The organism is Streptomyces sp. 5K101, from assembly GCF_046506645.1.
GTDB lineage: Bacteria > Actinomycetota > Actinomycetes > Streptomycetales > Streptomycetaceae > Streptomyces.
This window is the reverse complement of record NZ_JBKFFO010000004.1, coordinates 343,798-359,286: the sequence shown is the minus strand read 5'-3', so window position 1 is coordinate 359,286 and position 15,489 is coordinate 343,798. Positions and strand designations below refer to the sequence as shown.

The following is a 15,489-nucleotide window of genomic DNA, read 5'->3' as shown; positions in this document are numbered from 1 at the left end:
ACCCGGGCGGCGGCGGGACCGGCGCGCGGGCCACGGACTGAGTACCCCTACACGCCGTTCGCCCAGCGCACCGTCCTGCCCATCGCCCCCGAGCACATCGCCGGCAGGCAGGACGTCAACACCGGCGACTTCACCACCAAGCCCATCAGCACCGGCCCCTCGCCGTGGGACACGGCCACGTCCTGCTGAAGCGCTGGTACGACCGCACCGTTCACTGGCCCGACATCACCTCCTGACCACACGTCACCCGTCCGTCGTCGCCGGCGCTGCGCTGGACGCACAGATGACGAATGGCCGAACTCCTCACCGTGCCCTGCCGCTTGACGCCCGGCCGTCGGATACTCGCCGAGTCCCGTCCGACTCGCCGAGCCCGGAGGCCACCGTGCCGACCACCCGTCGCAGAGCCGTCATGACGATCGCCGCCGCACTGGCGGGCGCCGTCGCCGCCCCCGCCCACACGCAGGCCACCGAGCGCGGCGGCGGACCCGCCAGGCCCCGGCCGCTCCGCCGGGCCCACGCCCACAACGACTACCTGCACGCACGCCCGCTCCACGACGCCCTCTCGCACGGTTTCACCAGCGTCGAGGCCGACATCTTCCTCGTCGACGGCGACCTGCTCGTCGCTCACGAGCCCGCCGAGCTCGACCCCTCCCGCACCCTGCGCGGCCTCTACCTCGAACCGCTGCTCGCCCGCGTGCGCGCCAACCACGGCAGTGTGTACCGCGGCCACCACCGGCCGGTGCAGCTGCTCGTCGACATCAAGACGGACGGTGTCGCCGCCTATCTCGAACTCGACCGCCAACTCCGCGATTATCGGCGGATGCTGAGCAGCTGCACCGACGGCCGCGTCCGCGCGGGCGCGGTCACCCCCGTCGTCTCGGGCGACCGCGCGGCCCGCGCTCCCATGGAGGCGCAGCGCCGCAGGTACGCCTTCTACGACGGGCGCCTCGACGACCTCGCCGCCCCGGCCCCCGCCCCCGCCTCCTTCATCCCGCTGATCTCCAGCAACTGGACCCACAGCTTCAACTGGCTGGGAACGGGCGAATTCCCCGCGGCGGAACGGGAGAAGCTGCACGCGATCGTCGCCACCGCCCACGGGCGCGGCCGGCGGGTCCGCTTCTGGGCCACTCCCGACACGCCCGGTCCGGCACGCGACGCCGTATGGCGCGAACTGCTGGCCGCCGGTGTCGACCACATCAACACCGACGACCTGGCAGGACTCGAGAGGTTCCTGCGCGCGAAGGACCACTGAGCCGAGTCACCCGTACGGCGGACACGCCAGTCGGCCGTACGGGCCCGGCGCTGCGCCAGACTGGCCGCCGAATGCCGCAATTCCGGCGCGGCGAAGGAGGTTGGCGATGGCCATTTCGATGTCGTTGGTGCTTCTGCTCCTCATCCTCGCGGTGATCTTTCTGCGCAACGGTGGCCTGAAGATGTCCCACGCCCTGGTCTGCGCCCTGCTCGGGTTCTTTCTCGCGGGCACGAGCATGGCGCCGACCATTCACGAGGGCATCGCGGCGACGGCCGATGTCGTCGGCAGCCTCAGGCCATGAACGACCTGATCAGGAATCGCACTCCCTCGGGGGCCTCCAGCGAGAAGCCGCTGCCCCGGCCGTCGACCACGTCGACCACGAGCCGGGTGTGGCTCCACCGCTCGTACTGACTGCGGGACATCCAGAACGGCACCGGCTCCCCGACCCCCGCCACCCGAAGCTCGGCCAGCAGCACGTCCGACGCCCCGGTCCGGAACTCCCCGGCCGGGTAGCACATGGGCGCACTGCCGTCGCAGCACCCGCCGGACTGATGGAACATGAGCGGCCCATGTGCCGCCCGCAGCCGCCGCAGCAGTCCGGCGGCCGCGGGCGTGAGTTCCACCGGGCGGTTCCCGTGCTCGTTCACCGGACGACCCCTCTCGACGGGCTGACGACGCGATGGGCGACCAGTCAACTCCGCCGTGGGTTGCGAGAACGTTGCACGCCCGGGCGGCGGCGTGAAGCTGCTGGGTCTCGGGCGCGCATGCGCCGGCGCCGGAGAGCCGCCGGGTGATCCGCGAACCGGACCGCGTCGTGCGGACCGGGAGGTCAGGGACGGGCCCGCTCGTCCCGCTCGGCGTTCTTCGCCTTGATGCGCGCCGTTTCCTTCCGCACCTCTGCCTGGGTGGCCCGCTCCTTCTGCAGCCACTCGGGGAGATCCTTCTTCAGCGCCTCGATCTGCTCCGTGGTCAGGGGCTCGGTGACGCCGCCCCGGGCGAGGCCCGCGATCGAGACGCCCAGCTTCGCCGCGACCACCGGCCGCGGGTGCGGCCCGTTGCGCCGCAGGTCCTGCAGCCACTGGGGCGGGTGGGCCTGCAGAGCGTTCAGCTCGGCGCGCGAGACGACACCCTCCTGGAACTCGGCGGGGGTGGCCTCGAGGTACACACCCAGCTTCTTCGCCGCGGTCGCGGGCTTCATCGTCTGGGTGCTCTGGTGCGACGTCATGCGTCAAGGGTATCGAGCGTATGTGCTGCCTTTGACCACGAAAGGTAGCCTTGCGGCGTGACAGGTTCGGATGCATCCCCTTCGTTCCGGCTCGCCTACGTCCCGGGAGTGACGCCCACGAAGTGGGTGCGGATCTGGAACGAGCGGCTGCCCGACGTCCCGCTGACCCTCGTCGGGGTGGCCGCCGCCGAGGCGTACGAGACGCTGCGCGGCGGCGGTGCCGACGCCGGCTTCGTACGGCTGCCGGTCGACCGGACGGACCTCAGCGCCATCCCCCTCTACACCGAGACGACGGTGGTCGTGGTCCCCAAGGACCACCTCATCGCGGCGGTCGACGAGGTGACCAGCGAGGATCTCGCCGACGACATCGTGCTGCACCCCCTCGACGACACCCTCGACTGGGAGCGCCCTCCGGGACGGCCCGCCATCGAGCGTCCCGCCACCACCGCGGACGCGGTCGAGCTGGTGGCGGCAGGGGTGGGGCTGCTGGTCGTTCCGCAGTCCCTGGCCCGCCTGCACCACCGCAGGGACCTGACCTACCGGCCGGTTTCGGACGCCCCCCAGTCGCGGGTCGCACTGTCCTGGCCGCAGGCCGAGACCACCGACCTGGTGGAGCAGTTCATCGGCATCGTGCGCGGGCGCACCGTCAACAGCACACGCGGCCGCCCCCCGGCCGAGCCCCAGCCGAAGGCCAGAGTCAAGGCGACGGACAAGGCCAAGGCGAAGGCCAGGAGCCAGGACAAGGGCGGCGCCCAGCGGAAGCCCGTCGGCGGGGGGTCGGCCGGGCGGAGCTCCCGGACCGGTTCCGGCACCGCCAGGGGCGGCAAGCGCGGCAAGCCCCGTCGCCGCACGTAGCGCCGACGCCGCGGGACGCGGTGCCGGGCCGGGGACGGTGCCGGGCCGCACGGTGGCGGGCGAGGAGCGAAGGCGCCCGCAGCAAGGAAACGACACTCCGTGCCGCACTCGCCAACTAAATTCGAACAGGAGTATGGTTTCGGTCATGGCCGACACCGACTTCCCCGACGATCTGCGGGCCGCCCAGACCCGCCTCCACCAGGCGACATCGGAGCTGGCCGCGCTGTGCCGCACCCTGGCGTGGAGCGTGGAGCCGCTGGCCGGATGGGAAGGCCAGACGCATCCGTACACCGGTGAGGTCACGGGCGGTCGCGCGGACAGCCCGGGCTGGACGGAAGAGCAGCAGGCGGCCGTGGACAGGCTCCGCGCGGAGTGCGTCGCGCTGTCCGCCGCCGTGGCCACCCACCCGTACTGGAAGACCGTCGAACGGGAGAAGGCCGTCGACTCCCGGATGCGGTTGAAGGCCGCCACGCGGCCGGAGGCGGTGCCCGTCGTGGACGTCGAGACCGCCGCGTAGAGCGATCGACCGAGACACCTCTCGCGCCATGTCCGATCCGATACCCCAGCTCTCCCGTCTCCAGAAGCTGCGCATCGTGGAGCAGTACCAGGCGTACCAGCTGGCGCGCACCCGGGCCACGATCAGCGAGCTGGAGGCGGCGGAGGGACGCCGGCTGAAGCAGGAGCGCGCCGCGCGCGACGAGTCCTCCTGGAAGATCGAGCCGTCCCGCGCGACGGCCCACGACGTCGCCATCCTGCACCGCGGCGGCTGCCACATGTACCGGCATCCGCACGGCCGGCTGAACCGTGAGGAGGCGGTGATCGCGCTCGGCGAGGCCGACATCAGGCCGTGCGAGATCTGCCGGCCGGAGACCGGGCTCGTCTCCCGTTAGGGCGCGCGCGCCCCGGCAGATGTCCGTCCGCACGGCGGGACGCCGTCGCCCCGCCGCCGGCCCGCTCGGCATACTGACCGCCCTTGATCACCGCGACTCATCAGGAGGAGCCTTGGCCGCCGCTTTCAAGACCGTCATCCGGGTGGACCCGGACCATCTCGACCAGGCCCGCGCCGTCGACCGGCTGTTCCAGGAGGCGATCGCTCCGGCAACCCTCAACTTCGACTTCGACAACATCCGGCAGGCCGCTGCCTCGCTGCCCGACAGCACCGTCGTCACGATGGTCCGCGGCTGGGGGCTCCAGGAGACCGCACCGGTCATGGTCATGGTGCTCTCGCTCAAGGAAGCGGTGCGCCAGGCGCTTCCGGGGACGTTCGCCGACGCCGCCTGCTGGGACACCGTCGAACAGGAACTGGTCGGCGCGTTCGCGGGGCTCGGCGCGCGGAAGGGCGAGCCGGGGCTCGCGTTCTACGACGAGGGCCCGGACCGCACCAGTTACTACCGGGACCTGTTCTTCGCCCTCCAGGACGAGGCTACCGGTGAGCACCTCTATGCGATCGCGCTGTGCATCGATGTGACCGTCGGCCTGGGCCGGAGCGAGGTCGACGCCCTGGAGATCTCGGACACAGCCCCGTTCGCGATCCGGCTCGACGCCGTCGTGGTACGGCAGGAGCTGGGGCTCGCCACGTGACCCGCGTCTGACGGCGCCTGCCCGCGCCGCCCCGGCCCGCCGTCCCGGGCCGGATTCCGCCGCGAATCCGTGGCGTATCACAAGGACTTATCTGCACAAATCGATACGAGTCAACGCTCGCGCAGGGGCGATTGAATGATCGAAATGGCGTGGGGTTAGCATATGAGCGCCGCCTAGCTCGAAAGATAAACCTGTGACTGTCAACGACGACTCGTTCACCAACTGGAAGAACCGCGAAGAGATCGCGGAGTCGATGATCCCGATCATCGGGAAGCTGCACCGGGAGCGGGACGTCACCGTCCTTCTCCACAGCCGCTCCCTGGTGAACAAGTCGGTGGTCAGCATCCTCAAGACCCACCGGTTCGCCCGGCAGATCGCCGGTGAGGAGCTCTCCGTCACCGACACGATGCCGTTCCTGCAGGCCCTCACGACGCTCGACCTCGGCCCCTCCCAGATCGACCTCGCCCTGCTCGCGGAGGCCTACAAGGCCGACGACCGCGGACTGGCCGTCGAGGAGTTCACCGCTGAGGCCGTGGCGGGCGCCACCGGCGCCAACAAGATCGAGCGCGGCGACGGCCGTGACGTCGTCCTGTACGGGTTCGGCCGCATCGGCCGCCTCGTCGCCCGCCTCCTCATCGAGAAGGCCGGCTCCGGCAACGGCCTGCGGCTGCGCGCGATCGTGGTGCGCGGCGGCGGTGAGCAGGACCTCGTGAAGCGCGCCTCGCTGCTGCGCCGCGACTCGATCCACGGCCAGTTCCAGGGCACGATCACCGTCGACGAGGCGAACAGCACGATCGTCGCGAACGGCAACGCGATCAAGGTCATCTATGCCAACGACCCGTCCGAGGTCGACTACACGGCGCACGGCATCGACAACGCCATCCTGATCGACAACACGGGCAAGTGGCGCGACCGCGAGGGTCTTTCGAAGCACCTGCGCCCCGGCATCGACAAGGTCGTCCTGACCGCTCCGGGCAAGGGCGACGTCCCGAACATCGTCCACGGCGTCAACCACGACACCATCAAGCCGGACGAGCAGATCCTGTCCTGCGCCTCCTGCACCACCAACGCGATCGTCCCGCCGCTGAAGGCCATGGACGACGAGTACGGCGTGCTGCGTGGTCACGTGGAGACCGTCCACTCGTTCACCAACGACCAGAACCTGCTGGACAACTACCACAAGGCCGACCGCCGCGGCCGCTCCGCGCCGCTCAACATGGTCATCACCGAGACGGGTGCCGCCTCGGCCGTCGCGAAGGCGCTGCCGGACCTCAAGGCGCCGATCACCGGCAGCTCGATCCGCGTGCCGGTGCCGGACGTCTCGATCGCTATCCTCAGCCTGCGCCTGGGCCGCGAGACCACCCGCGAGGAGGTCCTCGACTACCTCCGCGACGTCTCGCTGCACTCGCCCCTGAAGCGCCAGATCGACTTCACCACCGCGCCCGACGCCGTCTCCATGGACTTCGTCGGCTCGCGCCACGCCTCCATCGTCGACGCCGGCGCCACGAAGGTCGACGGCGACAACGCGATCCTCTACCTGTGGTACGACAACGAGTTCGGCTACTCGTGCCAGGTCATCCGCGTCGTCCAGCACGTCTCCGGCGTGGAGTACCCGACCTACCCGGCTCCGGCGGTCTGATTCCGTCCCAACGGCCCTGAATCCGGTGTCCGCACGGCGCCGGATTCAGGGCGGCTCCATGTTCCGGGGGCCTCGGTCACACCGACCCGGGGTGCGCAGACGGCGTGCCGTACCCGGCCGACGTTGGGTATCCGCCGGGTGTAGGGCCAGCGCAGATCCAGCGCAGCAGTCCGGCCGCCTTCAACGAGTCCCACACGCCCATGAAGTGCACGGGGATCACGGTCCGTTCGTCCACCTTCCTGCTGAACGTGCCCGCGAACCTGCGTAATCGGTTCTCGAAGGCGAGCCCGAGGAGCTTGACCACGATGTTCTTCCCCATCATGGCCTCCGAGGGACATCTGCCACATTGATTTCTATACTAGGAGTAAAGCCTCCAACCGGCCTGTTGTGCGTCATGCGGAGGTTCCATGGCTGCTTTCACGGTTCACCTGGACGAGAACGCCGGGCCGTCGTCCACGCACGCGCTCGTCATCGGGGTCGGGGCGTACACGCATCTGCACGGTGGAGGGTCGCCGACGGACCACCCCGGAGCCGTGGGGATGCGGCAGTTGTCCTCGCCACCGCTCTCGGCGCGCGCGTTCGCCACCTGGATGATCGACGCCTATCACGACAAGGGCAGACCACTCGGGAGCCTCGCCCTCCTGCTGAGCGAGGCGGCTCCCGGCCCCTTCGTCCACCCGAAGACGCGGGCGGAGCATGTGGTGAAGGCGGCGACCATCGACAACATCGTGGCCGCCGTCACGGAGTGGAAGGACCGGGGCGACCACGACGAGGCCCGGCTCGTCTTCTACTTCTGCGGCCACGGTGTCTCGTTGGGGTTCGACACGTCTCTTCTCGCCGCGGACATGTTCGCCGACCGGAACAGCCCACTGCACGGCGCCCTGCACTTCGAGGCGTTGCACAGGGGACTCAACAGCTGCCGCGCCGCCCAGCAGGTCTTCTTCGTCGACGCCTGCCGGGCGGGCGCCGACCGGCTCGACAGACTGGTGGGCCGGGACATCCTCGGACGGGTCCCGGTCGCCGGGAACCTGCGACCCGCCGGCTTCCTGCCGCGTGAGCACGCCGTCATCTACGCGACCCTGCACGGCGAGGAGTCCTTCGCACGTGCGGGCAGGGTCAGCCTGTTCACGGACGCACTGCTGCGCAGCTTCGACGGCGCCGGCAGCGAGAACACCGAGGACCGCGTGTGGCGGGTGACCACCGACACCCTGAAGCGCGCGATCGGCCGCTTCATGAAAGAGCCTTTGTTCGCGGGCACCCTCGCAGGAGCCGCGGTACCGGTCAGCCCCGAGTCGTTCGACTTCGACTTCCACGAGTTGAGGGGCGAGCCGGTCGTCCCGGTGTACATCGGCTGCAGACCCGAAGAGGACAACGCGCTCGCCGAATTCACCTGCCGGCGCCCCGGGCAGGAGGAGCGGCGCCGCCCGCCGCCCGTCCCGGGCGACGAGCCCGACCTCAGCGAGTGGGTTCTCTTCCTGCCGTTCGGGCGGTACCAGGTCGAGGCCGTCCTCGGTCCCGAGGACCTGCGTAGGGACGAACTCGACGCCCGCCCACCGCTGTTCCGCATCGGATTGGCCAGACCATGACCACCGCACTGGCCGTCAGGCTCTTCCTCTCCTCCGCCGGGGAGTCCAACGACGCAGTGATCGTCGGCGACATCTACTCGGCCGACCTCACGGGCCGGACCAGGCGCAACATCCTGATCCCCTGCGGCACTTCACCCCGGCCCGCGGCGTACCCCGTGACACCCGGCCGCTACGTCGTGTCGGCGACCCTGCCGTCCGGGCTGGTGCTGACGGAGAACGCCGTGGCGGCGGAAGGCGAGGAGACTGCTGTGGACTTCGTCATGACGGACTCGCCGTACGAAACCCACTCCTGGCAGTACCTCATGGGCAACATCGAGCCGAACAGGGTCTACCACAGCCCCGGCCGGATCCCGCTTGCCCCGTCGATCGCCTCACGGTCCCTGGTCGCCCCCCTTGCCGGGCCGGACGGCTTCGTCCCCGAGGCGGCCGTCGACCTGACCACGCTCGCCACCTGGATCGGCGACTCCGCGCCCACGGCGTGGTCCTTCGCGTCGATGCTGGCGCTGGCGGCGAACGGGCCGGAACTCCCCGTCGCCCAGCGGATCGCGCGGGGCGAGCCACGCGTGCTGCCCGCACCCGATGTGTCCGTGGACGCGGCCACGCCGCTCTACCGGTTCGGTCCTCACGGCCCCGTCGCGGCCCCCGGCGGGCCCGTCGGAGAGCGGCAGTTCCTGGTGGTGGAGGCCGCCGGATCCGTACGCCTGGTCACCCTGCCCCTGCCCTGGGGCAACCGCGAGATCGAGGTCCTGGTCAATCTGCGGCAGAGCCCGACCGGCAGCGCCGTCGCCGTGACCGTCCGCGACCCGGCGGTCGGCGCGGGACTCGCGTACATGTCCCAGGGCTCCCTGGACACCGCGGCCCAGCTCTTCACCGATGTGGAGGGCATGCTCTACTCCAAGTTCCAGAACCCGCTCGGGGCGGCAGCCGGGGCCTATGTCCTCGCCGGCACCGACCATTCGGCGGGCCAGACGTACTGGGACCCGTGGCTGGAGCGGTTGGCCGAGGACTTCCCCTGGCTCAGCGACGGGGCGATCCTGCGGGCGGTACGGCTGCTGCGCCGCGCCTCGACGGACAGGCAGCAGGCCCGGGACGGGCTGATCGAGGGCTTCGACCGCGGCATCCCGTACTACACGCTCGGGCTCGCCTGGCTCATCGACGGGCTCTCCGCCTTCCCCGACGACCCCGAGTGCGTACGCCGCCTCGACGAGGCGCGGCGGCTGTCCTGGCTGGCGGACGTACGTGAGCCGTTCCTGATTCTCGATCTGCGGCAAGGGAGTGCGTGATGATCCGGCTCACGATGCTGCCGGCGGAGGACGGCGACTGTCTGCTCCTCGAGTACGGCAACGACGCGTTCACCCGGCGGATCCTCTTCGACGGCGGACGACGCGGCACCTACGAGCGGATCAAGCCGCTGCTCGCCGGTCTGGGCGGCCGGATCGACCTGCTGGTGGTGACCCATGTCGACCAGGATCACATCCTCGGTGTGCTGGCGCTGCTCGACGACCGCGAGCGGCCGGTGGAGTTCGGGGACGTGTGGTTCAACGGCTTCGACCACCTCCACGACCGCGAGGCCTTCAGCGCGGTGGACGGGGAACTGCTCACCACCGCGCTCCTCACCCAGCGCCTGCCCTGGAACAAGGCCTTCGACGGCCGCAGCGTCGAGACGGGCCATCCGTTGACCTGGTTCGACGACGGCTCCTCGATGGAGGTGCTGGCACCGGACCGCCGTCTGCTGGAGGGGCTGATCACGACATGGAAGACGAAGTGCCAGGAGGCCGGGCTGATCCCGGGAGTGGACCCCTTGGAGCGGGAGCCGGTGCCGGGCGTGGAACGCTTCGGCCCGATCGACGTCGACGACGTCGACGCACTGGCCGCCACGCCGTTCAAGCGGGACGGCTCTCCGACCAACCCGACCAGCATCGGCCTGCTGTTCGAGTTCGAGGGCACCCGGATCGTCTTCACCGGCGACGCGGACGACCCGCGCCTGGTCGCGTCGCTCCGGCCGCGCGCCGAGGCCGAGGGCGGGCGCCTGCGGATCGACGCCTTGAAGGTCGCCCACCACGGTAGCGCGAAGAACCTCTCGAACGACCTGCTCGGCCTCCTCGACTGCGGCCGCTACCTGATCTCCACCAACGGAAGGGTCCACGGCCACCCGGACGACATCGCCATCGCGCGGATCCTCAAGCACGGCGGGGCGAGGAAGGATCTCGTCTTCAACTACCGTGAGAGAGCGGCGAACTGGGACCTCGACAGCCTGAGGGACGAGTTCGGATACCGCGTCCTGGCACCCGCGCCGACCGACGAGGACGGCTTCGTCACCCTGGAGTTCTGACCGTGGACGTCGGCACCCAGTGCCCGGTGCGTAGTGGCGCTCACTGATCGGCCCTTTGGGGCGAGGTGTTGCGCTTCTCCTCGTAGACCTGCGTCAGTCGGTCGAGGGCCGACTACAACGTCGCATCCTCCGCCTCCTCGCGCCGGCGGTCGGCGGCATCGCGATAACGAATGACGTAGGGGTGGGGCTTCGGCTCTGCCGAGTGCAGGCGCAGTTCTTGAAGAAGCCGGCCATCCCGCTTGATCAACATCGGCCGTGAGATGACGACACGGCTTCGGCCTGCGGCGGAGCCGGGGGCCCGGCCTCGACGTCTCAGTCGATCTGCTCGCAGATGTCGGTGTGCGAACCGTGCGCCATGTTCACGCTCTTGTATCCGTCGGCGCTGATGTCCATGGTGTAGACGCCGTCCACGATGTAGAGGCCGCGCGGCAGATTGCCGCGGCCCTCGCCGACGCCCACCAGCACGGGGCCGCGTACGGACCAGAACTGGGAACCGTCGGCACGGTGGTCGACCAGGGCCGAGCCGCTCGCATCGGCGTCGTAGGAGTCGCCGCTCGCGGTGTTGTTGACCCGGACGACGAGATCGCCCTCGTACGCGACCTGCTTCGGCGAACCGTCCGGATGGCGGGCCAGTACGCGCCGTACCACCTCGTCCACGATCGGCTCGCCGTGTACGGCGAAGTCGCACCGCACCCCGGCGGCAGCCGCCGGCATCCGCACGGGGCACGGTCCACACCTACATCGGCCGTCTGCGGACCGCCCTCGCGCCGCACGGCATCGGAGTGGCCACCGTCGGCGACGGTTATCGCGTCGACCTCGGTGCTCATGCCGTCGACGCCCACACGTTCACGGATCTCGTCCGCCGTGCCACCCAGTCGGCGGAGCCCGCGGACCGGATCCGGCTGTACGACCAGGCCCTCTCCATGTGGCGCGGCCCGCTGCTCGCCGACGTGGCCGACGACGCCCTGCGCGAACGGCTCGGAGGACGGCTCGACGAACTGCGCCTGACCGCGCTCGAGCACCGAGCCGAAGCGCACCTCGCGCTCGGTCACCACGACCGGGTCGTCGCCGACCTGACCCCGCTGGCGACGCTGCTTGCCGGCCGGGAGCGGCTTGTCGCGGCGCAGATGACCGCCCTGTACCGCAGCGGCCGCCAGGCGGAGGCACTGGAGCTCTACCGCACCGCGCGCCGTGCGCTCGTGGACGAGCACGGCATCGAGCCCGGCGAGGATCTGAGGACGCTGCACCACCGCATCCTCCACGGCGCCCCCCGCCTGGACCGCCCGCAGGCGCCCGTCCACGCCGTCCGCGTCGGCGGTGTGTGGCTGCCGTGGACCACGAGCGGACACCCGGCACTGGAGCTCTGCAACACCTACGCGGGCTGGGGTGGCCCGCCCCTCCCCGGCTCGGAGTGGCTGCCGGAGTACACGTCCCTCGCCGTGTGGGCAGGACACCACGAGCTCACCGAGGAGTGGGTCGTCAAAGGGCTCCTGCGCCGTGCGGGAGAGCGCCCCGCGGAGGCGGAGGCCGCGCTGGAGGAGGCCCGGCAGTTCCGGGCCCGTTTGTACGCCTGCCTGATCGATCCCGACGACGCCCAAGCCTTCAAGGCGGTCGTCCCGTTCGTGGAGGAGGCGGCCGCCGTGGGGGTGTTCATTCGCGCTCACGACCGGCTCGGGCACTGGCGGACCTGCCGTCGGCCGGCCTGCGCCTGCCGCTGCTCGCGGCGGCACGTGCGGCGGGCGAACTGCTCGGCGATCCGGCGCGGTTCCTGGTGCGCGCGTGCCCCGGAGCCGGATGCGCCTGGCTGCTCCTCGACGAGAGCGGCCGACGGCGCTGGTGCAGCCTCCGGACCTGCGGCGGCGACGGGGAATCCCCGCATGGCCTGTGAAGAGGCCCCGCCAGTCGGACCGGCGGGGCCTCCAAACGTCAGATCATCAGCAGGAGCCGCGTGTGCGGGACCAGCTTCCGGTTCACGCTGGTGCTCTGCACGAAAATCGTGAAGTCGTCGTTGTGGTCCGGCTTGACGCGAACCTCCGTGTCCGGCAGGCCGAGCAGGGACCGGGCCTCCGGCCCCGTGTACACCCGGTCGGTCTTCTTGTCCAGCACCGCGATCTGCTTCTGCGCCTGGATCTTCTCCGACTTGCTCAACTGGTAGAACGCACACCCGGTGCGGTACGTGTGCCCGCATTCGATGACCCAGTCCCGGATCGCCGCTGCGCGAGCCACCGGAATCAGCTGGTACTCGGACGGCTTCACCGGGGTGAGACCGGCTGCCTTGATGGTGTCCTTGTTGACCGCGTCCGCACCCGTGGAGAACACGGCCCGCGATCCCCGGATGCCCCGCGCGCGACCCACCATGAAATTCTCGGTGGCCTGCCGGATGACCTGCCCGGCCTCCTCCAGACCCTGTGTGCTCGTGGCGTCCCAGATGGCGATGTTGTCCTTCGGGAAACCGCACTGCATGGCCTCGCGCTTGCCCATCTGGTCCGGGACAAGGACGGCCAGCGTCCAGTTGTCCTCCTGCGTCTCGATCATCTTGGCCACCGCCTGCACCAGTCGACCCGCATTCCTGGCCGGGGCACCCGGGCAGCGATGACTCGCGTTCTCCTGACCGTCGGTCAGAACGAACGTCAGGAAGCTGTGGTCGCCGTACAGTTGAGCCGTCTGCGCCAGCTCCCGCTGCGACTGCAGCGTGGCCGCCAGCAGCGCCGTCATGCCACCGACCCGGTACATGTGCTCCAGGGACGGCATCCGCAGCACGTCCTTGTCGTAGATGACGCACTCCACCGTGTCGGCGAAGACGTACACCGTGACGCGGGTTTCCTGGTCCAGTTCCTTCGAGCGCCGAGCCAGGTAGGCAATCTGCTGGTCGGCGACTTCGACGACCTTGCGGCTCAGGTGGGACATGGACGAACTGGCGTCCAGCACAAGAGCAACGTGATTGATGTAGTTCTGGTTTCCGGACATGGCCGCTCCCCCTCTTTCGACTGGATGCTCCGATCCTCCCACCCACCACTGACAATCGATCTTGGTCCGGTGGGGCAGCGGTCCGGGTCCCGTTCTCCGTGGTGGAGCTGGACGGCGGCACGCTGATCGGCAGCGCCACGCTGTGGGGCATCGACAATCACAACCGGTCCGCGCACATCGGGCTGGGCCTGCTGCCGTCCTCGCGCGGCAAGGGCTACGGAACCGACGTGGTCGCGGTGCTGTGCCACTACGGCTTCGTCGTACGCGGCCTGCAGCGGCCGCAGATCGAGACGTTGTCGGACATGGGCGCCCGAGGGCAGGACGGCGACGTTGTCGAGTGTGGGCGGTGGGTCTTCCGACGGCAGTTCCTTGACGTCACACTTCCCAACGCTTCACAACACACCGCGCGGCGGGGCGGCCGCCGCCACCCCGCCGACGTGGGCCGGTGCGGCTACTTGATGCCGAGCAGCTGCTCCAGCGGGTCGATGGCGAAGTAGACGAGGAAGAGCGCTGCCGTGCCCCAGAGCAGCCAGTGGACCTCGCGGGCCTTGCCCAGGCACGCCTTGATGACCACGTAGGCGATGAAGCCGGCGCCGATGCCGTTGGTGATCGAGTAGGTGAACGGCATGACGACGATGGTCAGGAAGGCGGGGACGGCCACGTCGTAGCGGTCCCAGTCGATGTGCTTGACCTGGGTCATCATCAGGAATCCCACCGCGACGAGTGCCGGGGCCGCGGCCTGGAGAGGCACGATCGTCAGGACGGGGGCGAGGAACAGGGCGAGCGCGAACAGGCCGCCGGTGACGAGGTTGGCGAAGCCGGTCCGGGCGCCTTCACCGACACCCGCGGCGGATTCGATGTAGGTGGTGGCGGACGACGAGGAGGCGGCGCCGCCGGCAACGGCGGCCGCACCGTCGATGAGCAGCACACGGCCGAGGCCGGGGACCTGACCCCGCTCGTCGAGGAGGCCCGCTTCGGCGGTGACACCGACGACGGTGCCCATGGTGTCGAAGAAGTCCGACAGGATCAGGGTGAAGACGAGCAGGACGACGGTCAGCACGCTGACCTGACCGAACGACCCGAACAGGTCGAAGTTGCCCAGCAGCGAGAAGTCCGGCGCGGCGAACGGCTTGTCGGGCAGGGACGGCGACACCAGGCCCCACGACTTGACGTCGGCGAACGCGTCGACGACGACGGCGACGACGGTCATCAGGACGATGCTGATGAGGATGGCGCCCCTGACCTTGCGGGCCAGCAGAACGATCGTCAGGAGCACACCGAGGCAGAAGACGAGCATGGGCCAGCCGGTGAGGGCACCGGTGCCGAGCTGCACGGGCACGGTGGTGTTCGCGGCGTCCGGGATGCGGGTGACGAACCCGGCGTCCACGAAACCGATGAACGCGATGAACAGGCCGATGCCGACGCTGATGGCCTGCTTGAGGGGTTGCGGGATGGCATGCATGACGGCCTCGCGCAGACCGGTCACCACCAGGACGCAGATCAGCAGGCCTTCGAGCACGATGAGGCCCATCGCGTCGTCCCAGCTCATCAGCGGGGCGACCTGGAAGGCGACAACGGCGTTGATGCCCAGGCCCGCGGCCAGGGCGAGCGGGAGGTTGCCGCGCACGCCCATGATCACGGTCATGACCGCGGCCACCAGTGCCGTGGCGGTGGCCAGTTGGCCGGCGTCCAGCTGCTCGCCGAATTTGTCCGTGGCGCTGCTCAGGATGATCGGGTTGAGCACCAGGATGTACGCCATGGTGAAGAACGTGGCGAACCCGCCGCGTATCTCCCGGCCGTACGTCGAGCCGCGTTCGCTGATGCGGAAGAACCGGTCGAGGGTGCCTTGGGCTCTGGTGGCCCCGGCATCGGCCGGGCGGGTCGTGCTGGTCTGCATGACTGCGTCTCCTGGACCTGCAAGTGCGAGGGGGAAGGCATGGGCGGTGGTGCCGGATGTGTGCGGCAGTCAGTTGTGCGAACACACAGGCGGCACCTGGGGTGCGGATCATACTCGTCAGGGACGTGATCTCAATTACCTTCAGGTAGCAGGGG

18 protein-coding genes and 2 pseudogenes are annotated in these 15,489 nt (G+C 69.9%); 13 read left to right on the top strand and 7 right to left on the bottom strand.

All coding sequences use genetic code 11. From position 1 onward, the window contains the following. Positions 1-47: 47 nt before the first annotated feature. Positions 48-215 carry a hypothetical protein gene (locus ACLB9X_RS10050; protein ID WP_410359906.1) on the bottom strand — a complete coding sequence of 56 codons (168 nt, stop codon included), beginning with the start codon at positions 213-215 and terminating at the stop codon, positions 48-50. Positions 216-409: 194 nt separating this feature from the next. On the opposite strand from ACLB9X_RS10050, the gene ACLB9X_RS10045 reads away from it, so the two are divergent. Together ACLB9X_RS10045 and ACLB9X_RS10040 are read left to right on the top strand one after the other, a co-directional pair. Beyond that, positions 410-1,252 carry a phosphatidylinositol-specific phospholipase C/glycerophosphodiester phosphodiesterase family protein gene (locus tag ACLB9X_RS10045; RefSeq protein ID WP_410360094.1) on the top strand — a complete coding sequence of 281 codons (843 nt, stop codon included), beginning with the start codon at positions 410-412 and terminating at the stop codon, positions 1,250-1,252. 106 nt (positions 1,253-1,358) lie between these two features. After that, a complete protein-coding gene (locus ACLB9X_RS10040; RefSeq protein WP_410359905.1) occupies positions 1,359-1,553 on the top strand; it encodes a hypothetical protein in 195 nt (64 codons plus the stop codon). On the opposite strand, the gene ACLB9X_RS10035 is transcribed toward ACLB9X_RS10040, so the two are convergent. Both ACLB9X_RS10035 and ACLB9X_RS10030 read right to left on the bottom strand, forming a co-directional pair. Next, positions 1,543-1,899, bottom strand: a complete 357-nt coding sequence (locus ACLB9X_RS10035; RefSeq protein WP_410359904.1) for a DUF779 domain-containing protein — start codon at positions 1,897-1,899, stop codon at positions 1,543-1,545. The two genes, ACLB9X_RS10040 and ACLB9X_RS10035, sit on opposite strands and share 11 nt — an antisense overlap. Before the next feature lie 182 nt (positions 1,900-2,081). Continuing rightward, positions 2,082-2,477 carry a DUF5997 family protein gene (locus ACLB9X_RS10030; protein WP_410359903.1) on the bottom strand — a complete coding sequence of 132 codons (396 nt, stop codon included), beginning with the start codon at positions 2,475-2,477 and terminating at the stop codon, positions 2,082-2,084. Between the two features lie 57 nt (positions 2,478-2,534). Here ACLB9X_RS10030 and ACLB9X_RS10025 point away from each other — a divergent pair, with 57 nt between their 5' ends. The 5 genes from ACLB9X_RS10025 to ACLB9X_RS10005 all read left to right on the top strand — a co-directional run bounded on the left by ACLB9X_RS10025 (position 2,535) and on the right by ACLB9X_RS10005 (position 6,552). Beyond that, a complete protein-coding gene (locus ACLB9X_RS10025; RefSeq protein ID WP_410359902.1) occupies positions 2,535-3,332 on the top strand; it encodes a LysR family substrate-binding domain-containing protein in 798 nt (265 codons plus the stop codon). Between the two features lie 145 nt (positions 3,333-3,477). Further along, entirely contained in the window at positions 3,478-3,849 is a 372-nt protein-coding gene (locus tag ACLB9X_RS10020; RefSeq protein WP_410359901.1) for a hypothetical protein, read from the top strand. A gap of 28 nt (positions 3,850-3,877) precedes the next feature. Beyond that, positions 3,878-4,222, top strand: a complete 345-nt coding sequence (locus tag ACLB9X_RS10015) for a DUF6233 domain-containing protein (protein ID WP_410359900.1) — start codon at positions 3,878-3,880, stop codon at positions 4,220-4,222. Positions 4,223-4,334: 112 nt separating this feature from the next. After that, positions 4,335-4,913 (top strand): Type-2Aa cytolytic delta-endotoxin, encoded by a 579-nt coding sequence (locus ACLB9X_RS10010; protein WP_410359899.1) that lies wholly within the window; start codon positions 4,335-4,337, stop codon positions 4,911-4,913. Between the two features lie 193 nt (positions 4,914-5,106). After that, complete coding sequence (locus tag ACLB9X_RS10005) at positions 5,107-6,552, top strand: glyceraldehyde-3-phosphate dehydrogenase (protein ID WP_410359898.1); 1,446 nt, start codon at positions 5,107-5,109, stop codon at positions 6,550-6,552. 76 nt (positions 6,553-6,628) lie between these two features. Here ACLB9X_RS10005 and ACLB9X_RS10000 read toward each other — a convergent pair whose 3' ends face one another. Continuing rightward, positions 6,629-6,871, bottom strand: a complete 243-nt coding sequence (locus ACLB9X_RS10000) for a hypothetical protein (protein ID WP_410359897.1) — start codon at positions 6,869-6,871, stop codon at positions 6,629-6,631. 88 nt (positions 6,872-6,959) lie between these two features. Between ACLB9X_RS10000 and ACLB9X_RS09995 the strand changes: the two genes are divergently transcribed. Genes ACLB9X_RS09995 through ACLB9X_RS09985 form a run of 3 tightly spaced genes read left to right on the top strand, consistent with a single transcriptional unit; the run spans position 6,960 to position 10,470 of the window. Then, positions 6,960-8,138: a caspase family protein gene (locus tag ACLB9X_RS09995; RefSeq protein ID WP_410359896.1), complete on the top strand. Its 1,179-nt coding sequence runs from the start codon at positions 6,960-6,962 to the stop codon at positions 8,136-8,138. Beyond that, complete coding sequence (locus tag ACLB9X_RS09990; protein WP_410359895.1) at positions 8,135-9,421, top strand: hypothetical protein; 1,287 nt, start codon at positions 8,135-8,137, stop codon at positions 9,419-9,421. Before ACLB9X_RS09995 ends, ACLB9X_RS09990 begins: the two co-directional genes overlap by 4 nt. Beyond that, on the top strand, positions 9,421-10,470 hold the full coding sequence (locus tag ACLB9X_RS09985) for a ComEC/Rec2 family competence protein (RefSeq protein WP_410359894.1): 1,050 nt from the start codon (positions 9,421-9,423) through the stop codon (positions 10,468-10,470). The genes ACLB9X_RS09990 and ACLB9X_RS09985 overlap by 1 nt, the downstream gene beginning before the upstream one ends. A 312-nt stretch (positions 10,471-10,782) precedes the next feature. Here ACLB9X_RS09985 and ACLB9X_RS09980 read toward each other — a convergent pair whose 3' ends face one another. Continuing rightward, complete coding sequence (locus tag ACLB9X_RS09980; protein WP_410359893.1) at positions 10,783-11,184, bottom strand: hypothetical protein; 402 nt, start codon at positions 11,182-11,184, stop codon at positions 10,783-10,785. 68 nt (positions 11,185-11,252) lie between these two features. On the opposite strand from ACLB9X_RS09980, the pseudogene ACLB9X_RS09975 reads away from it, so the two are divergent. Further along, a pseudogene (locus tag ACLB9X_RS09975) lies at positions 11,253-11,669 on the top strand (BTAD domain-containing putative transcriptional regulator); the annotation flags it as partial. A gap of 122 nt (positions 11,670-11,791) precedes the next feature. Beyond that, positions 11,792-12,358: a CGNR zinc finger domain-containing protein gene (locus ACLB9X_RS09970; RefSeq protein WP_410360093.1), complete on the top strand. Its 567-nt coding sequence runs from the start codon at positions 11,792-11,794 to the stop codon at positions 12,356-12,358. A 38-nt stretch (positions 12,359-12,396) separates the two neighbouring features. Here the strand turns inward: ACLB9X_RS09970 and ACLB9X_RS09965 are convergent, their stop codons facing one another. Then, on the bottom strand, positions 12,397-13,437 hold the full coding sequence (locus ACLB9X_RS09965; RefSeq protein WP_410359892.1) for a vWA domain-containing protein: 1,041 nt from the start codon (positions 13,435-13,437) through the stop codon (positions 12,397-12,399). An 86-nt stretch (positions 13,438-13,523) separates the two neighbouring features. Here ACLB9X_RS09965 and ACLB9X_RS09960 point away from each other — a divergent pair. Next, a pseudogene (locus ACLB9X_RS09960) lies at positions 13,524-13,739 on the top strand (GNAT family N-acetyltransferase); the annotation flags it as partial. A gap of 149 nt (positions 13,740-13,888) precedes the next feature. On the opposite strand, the gene ACLB9X_RS09955 reads toward ACLB9X_RS09960, so the two are convergent. Next, entirely contained in the window at positions 13,889-15,334 is a 1,446-nt protein-coding gene (locus tag ACLB9X_RS09955; protein ID WP_410359891.1) for an NCS2 family permease, read from the bottom strand. Between the last annotated feature and the right edge of the window lie 155 nt (positions 15,335-15,489).

Coding starts and splice junctions, on each gene's coding strand:
- ACLB9X_RS09985 (WP_410359894.1), top strand. CDS start 9,421: ATGATCCGGCTCACGATGCTGCCGGCGGAGGACGGCGACTGTCTGCTC.
- ACLB9X_RS09965 (WP_410359892.1), bottom strand. CDS start 13,437: ATGTCCGGAAACCAGAACTACATCAATCACGTTGCTCTTGTGCTGGAC.
- ACLB9X_RS10045 (WP_410360094.1), top strand. CDS start 410: ATGACGATCGCCGCCGCACTGGCGGGCGCCGTCGCCGCCCCCGCCCAC.
- ACLB9X_RS10030 (WP_410359903.1), bottom strand. CDS start 2,477: ATGACGTCGCACCAGAGCACCCAGACGATGAAGCCCGCGACCGCGGCG.
- ACLB9X_RS10015 (WP_410359900.1), top strand. CDS start 3,878: ATGTCCGATCCGATACCCCAGCTCTCCCGTCTCCAGAAGCTGCGCATC.
- ACLB9X_RS09990 (WP_410359895.1), top strand. CDS start 8,135: ATGACCACCGCACTGGCCGTCAGGCTCTTCCTCTCCTCCGCCGGGGAG.
- ACLB9X_RS10040 (WP_410359905.1), top strand. CDS start 1,359: ATGGCCATTTCGATGTCGTTGGTGCTTCTGCTCCTCATCCTCGCGGTG.
- ACLB9X_RS09955 (WP_410359891.1), bottom strand. CDS start 15,334: ATGCAGACCAGCACGACCCGCCCGGCCGATGCCGGGGCCACCAGAGCC.
- ACLB9X_RS10000 (WP_410359897.1), bottom strand. CDS start 6,871: ATGGGGAAGAACATCGTGGTCAAGCTCCTCGGGCTCGCCTTCGAGAAC.
- ACLB9X_RS09980 (WP_410359893.1), bottom strand. CDS start 11,184: ATGCCGGCGGCTGCCGCCGGGGTGCGGTGCGACTTCGCCGTACACGGC.
- ACLB9X_RS09995 (WP_410359896.1), top strand. CDS start 6,960: ATGGCTGCTTTCACGGTTCACCTGGACGAGAACGCCGGGCCGTCGTCC.
- ACLB9X_RS10020 (WP_410359901.1), top strand. CDS start 3,478: ATGGCCGACACCGACTTCCCCGACGATCTGCGGGCCGCCCAGACCCGC.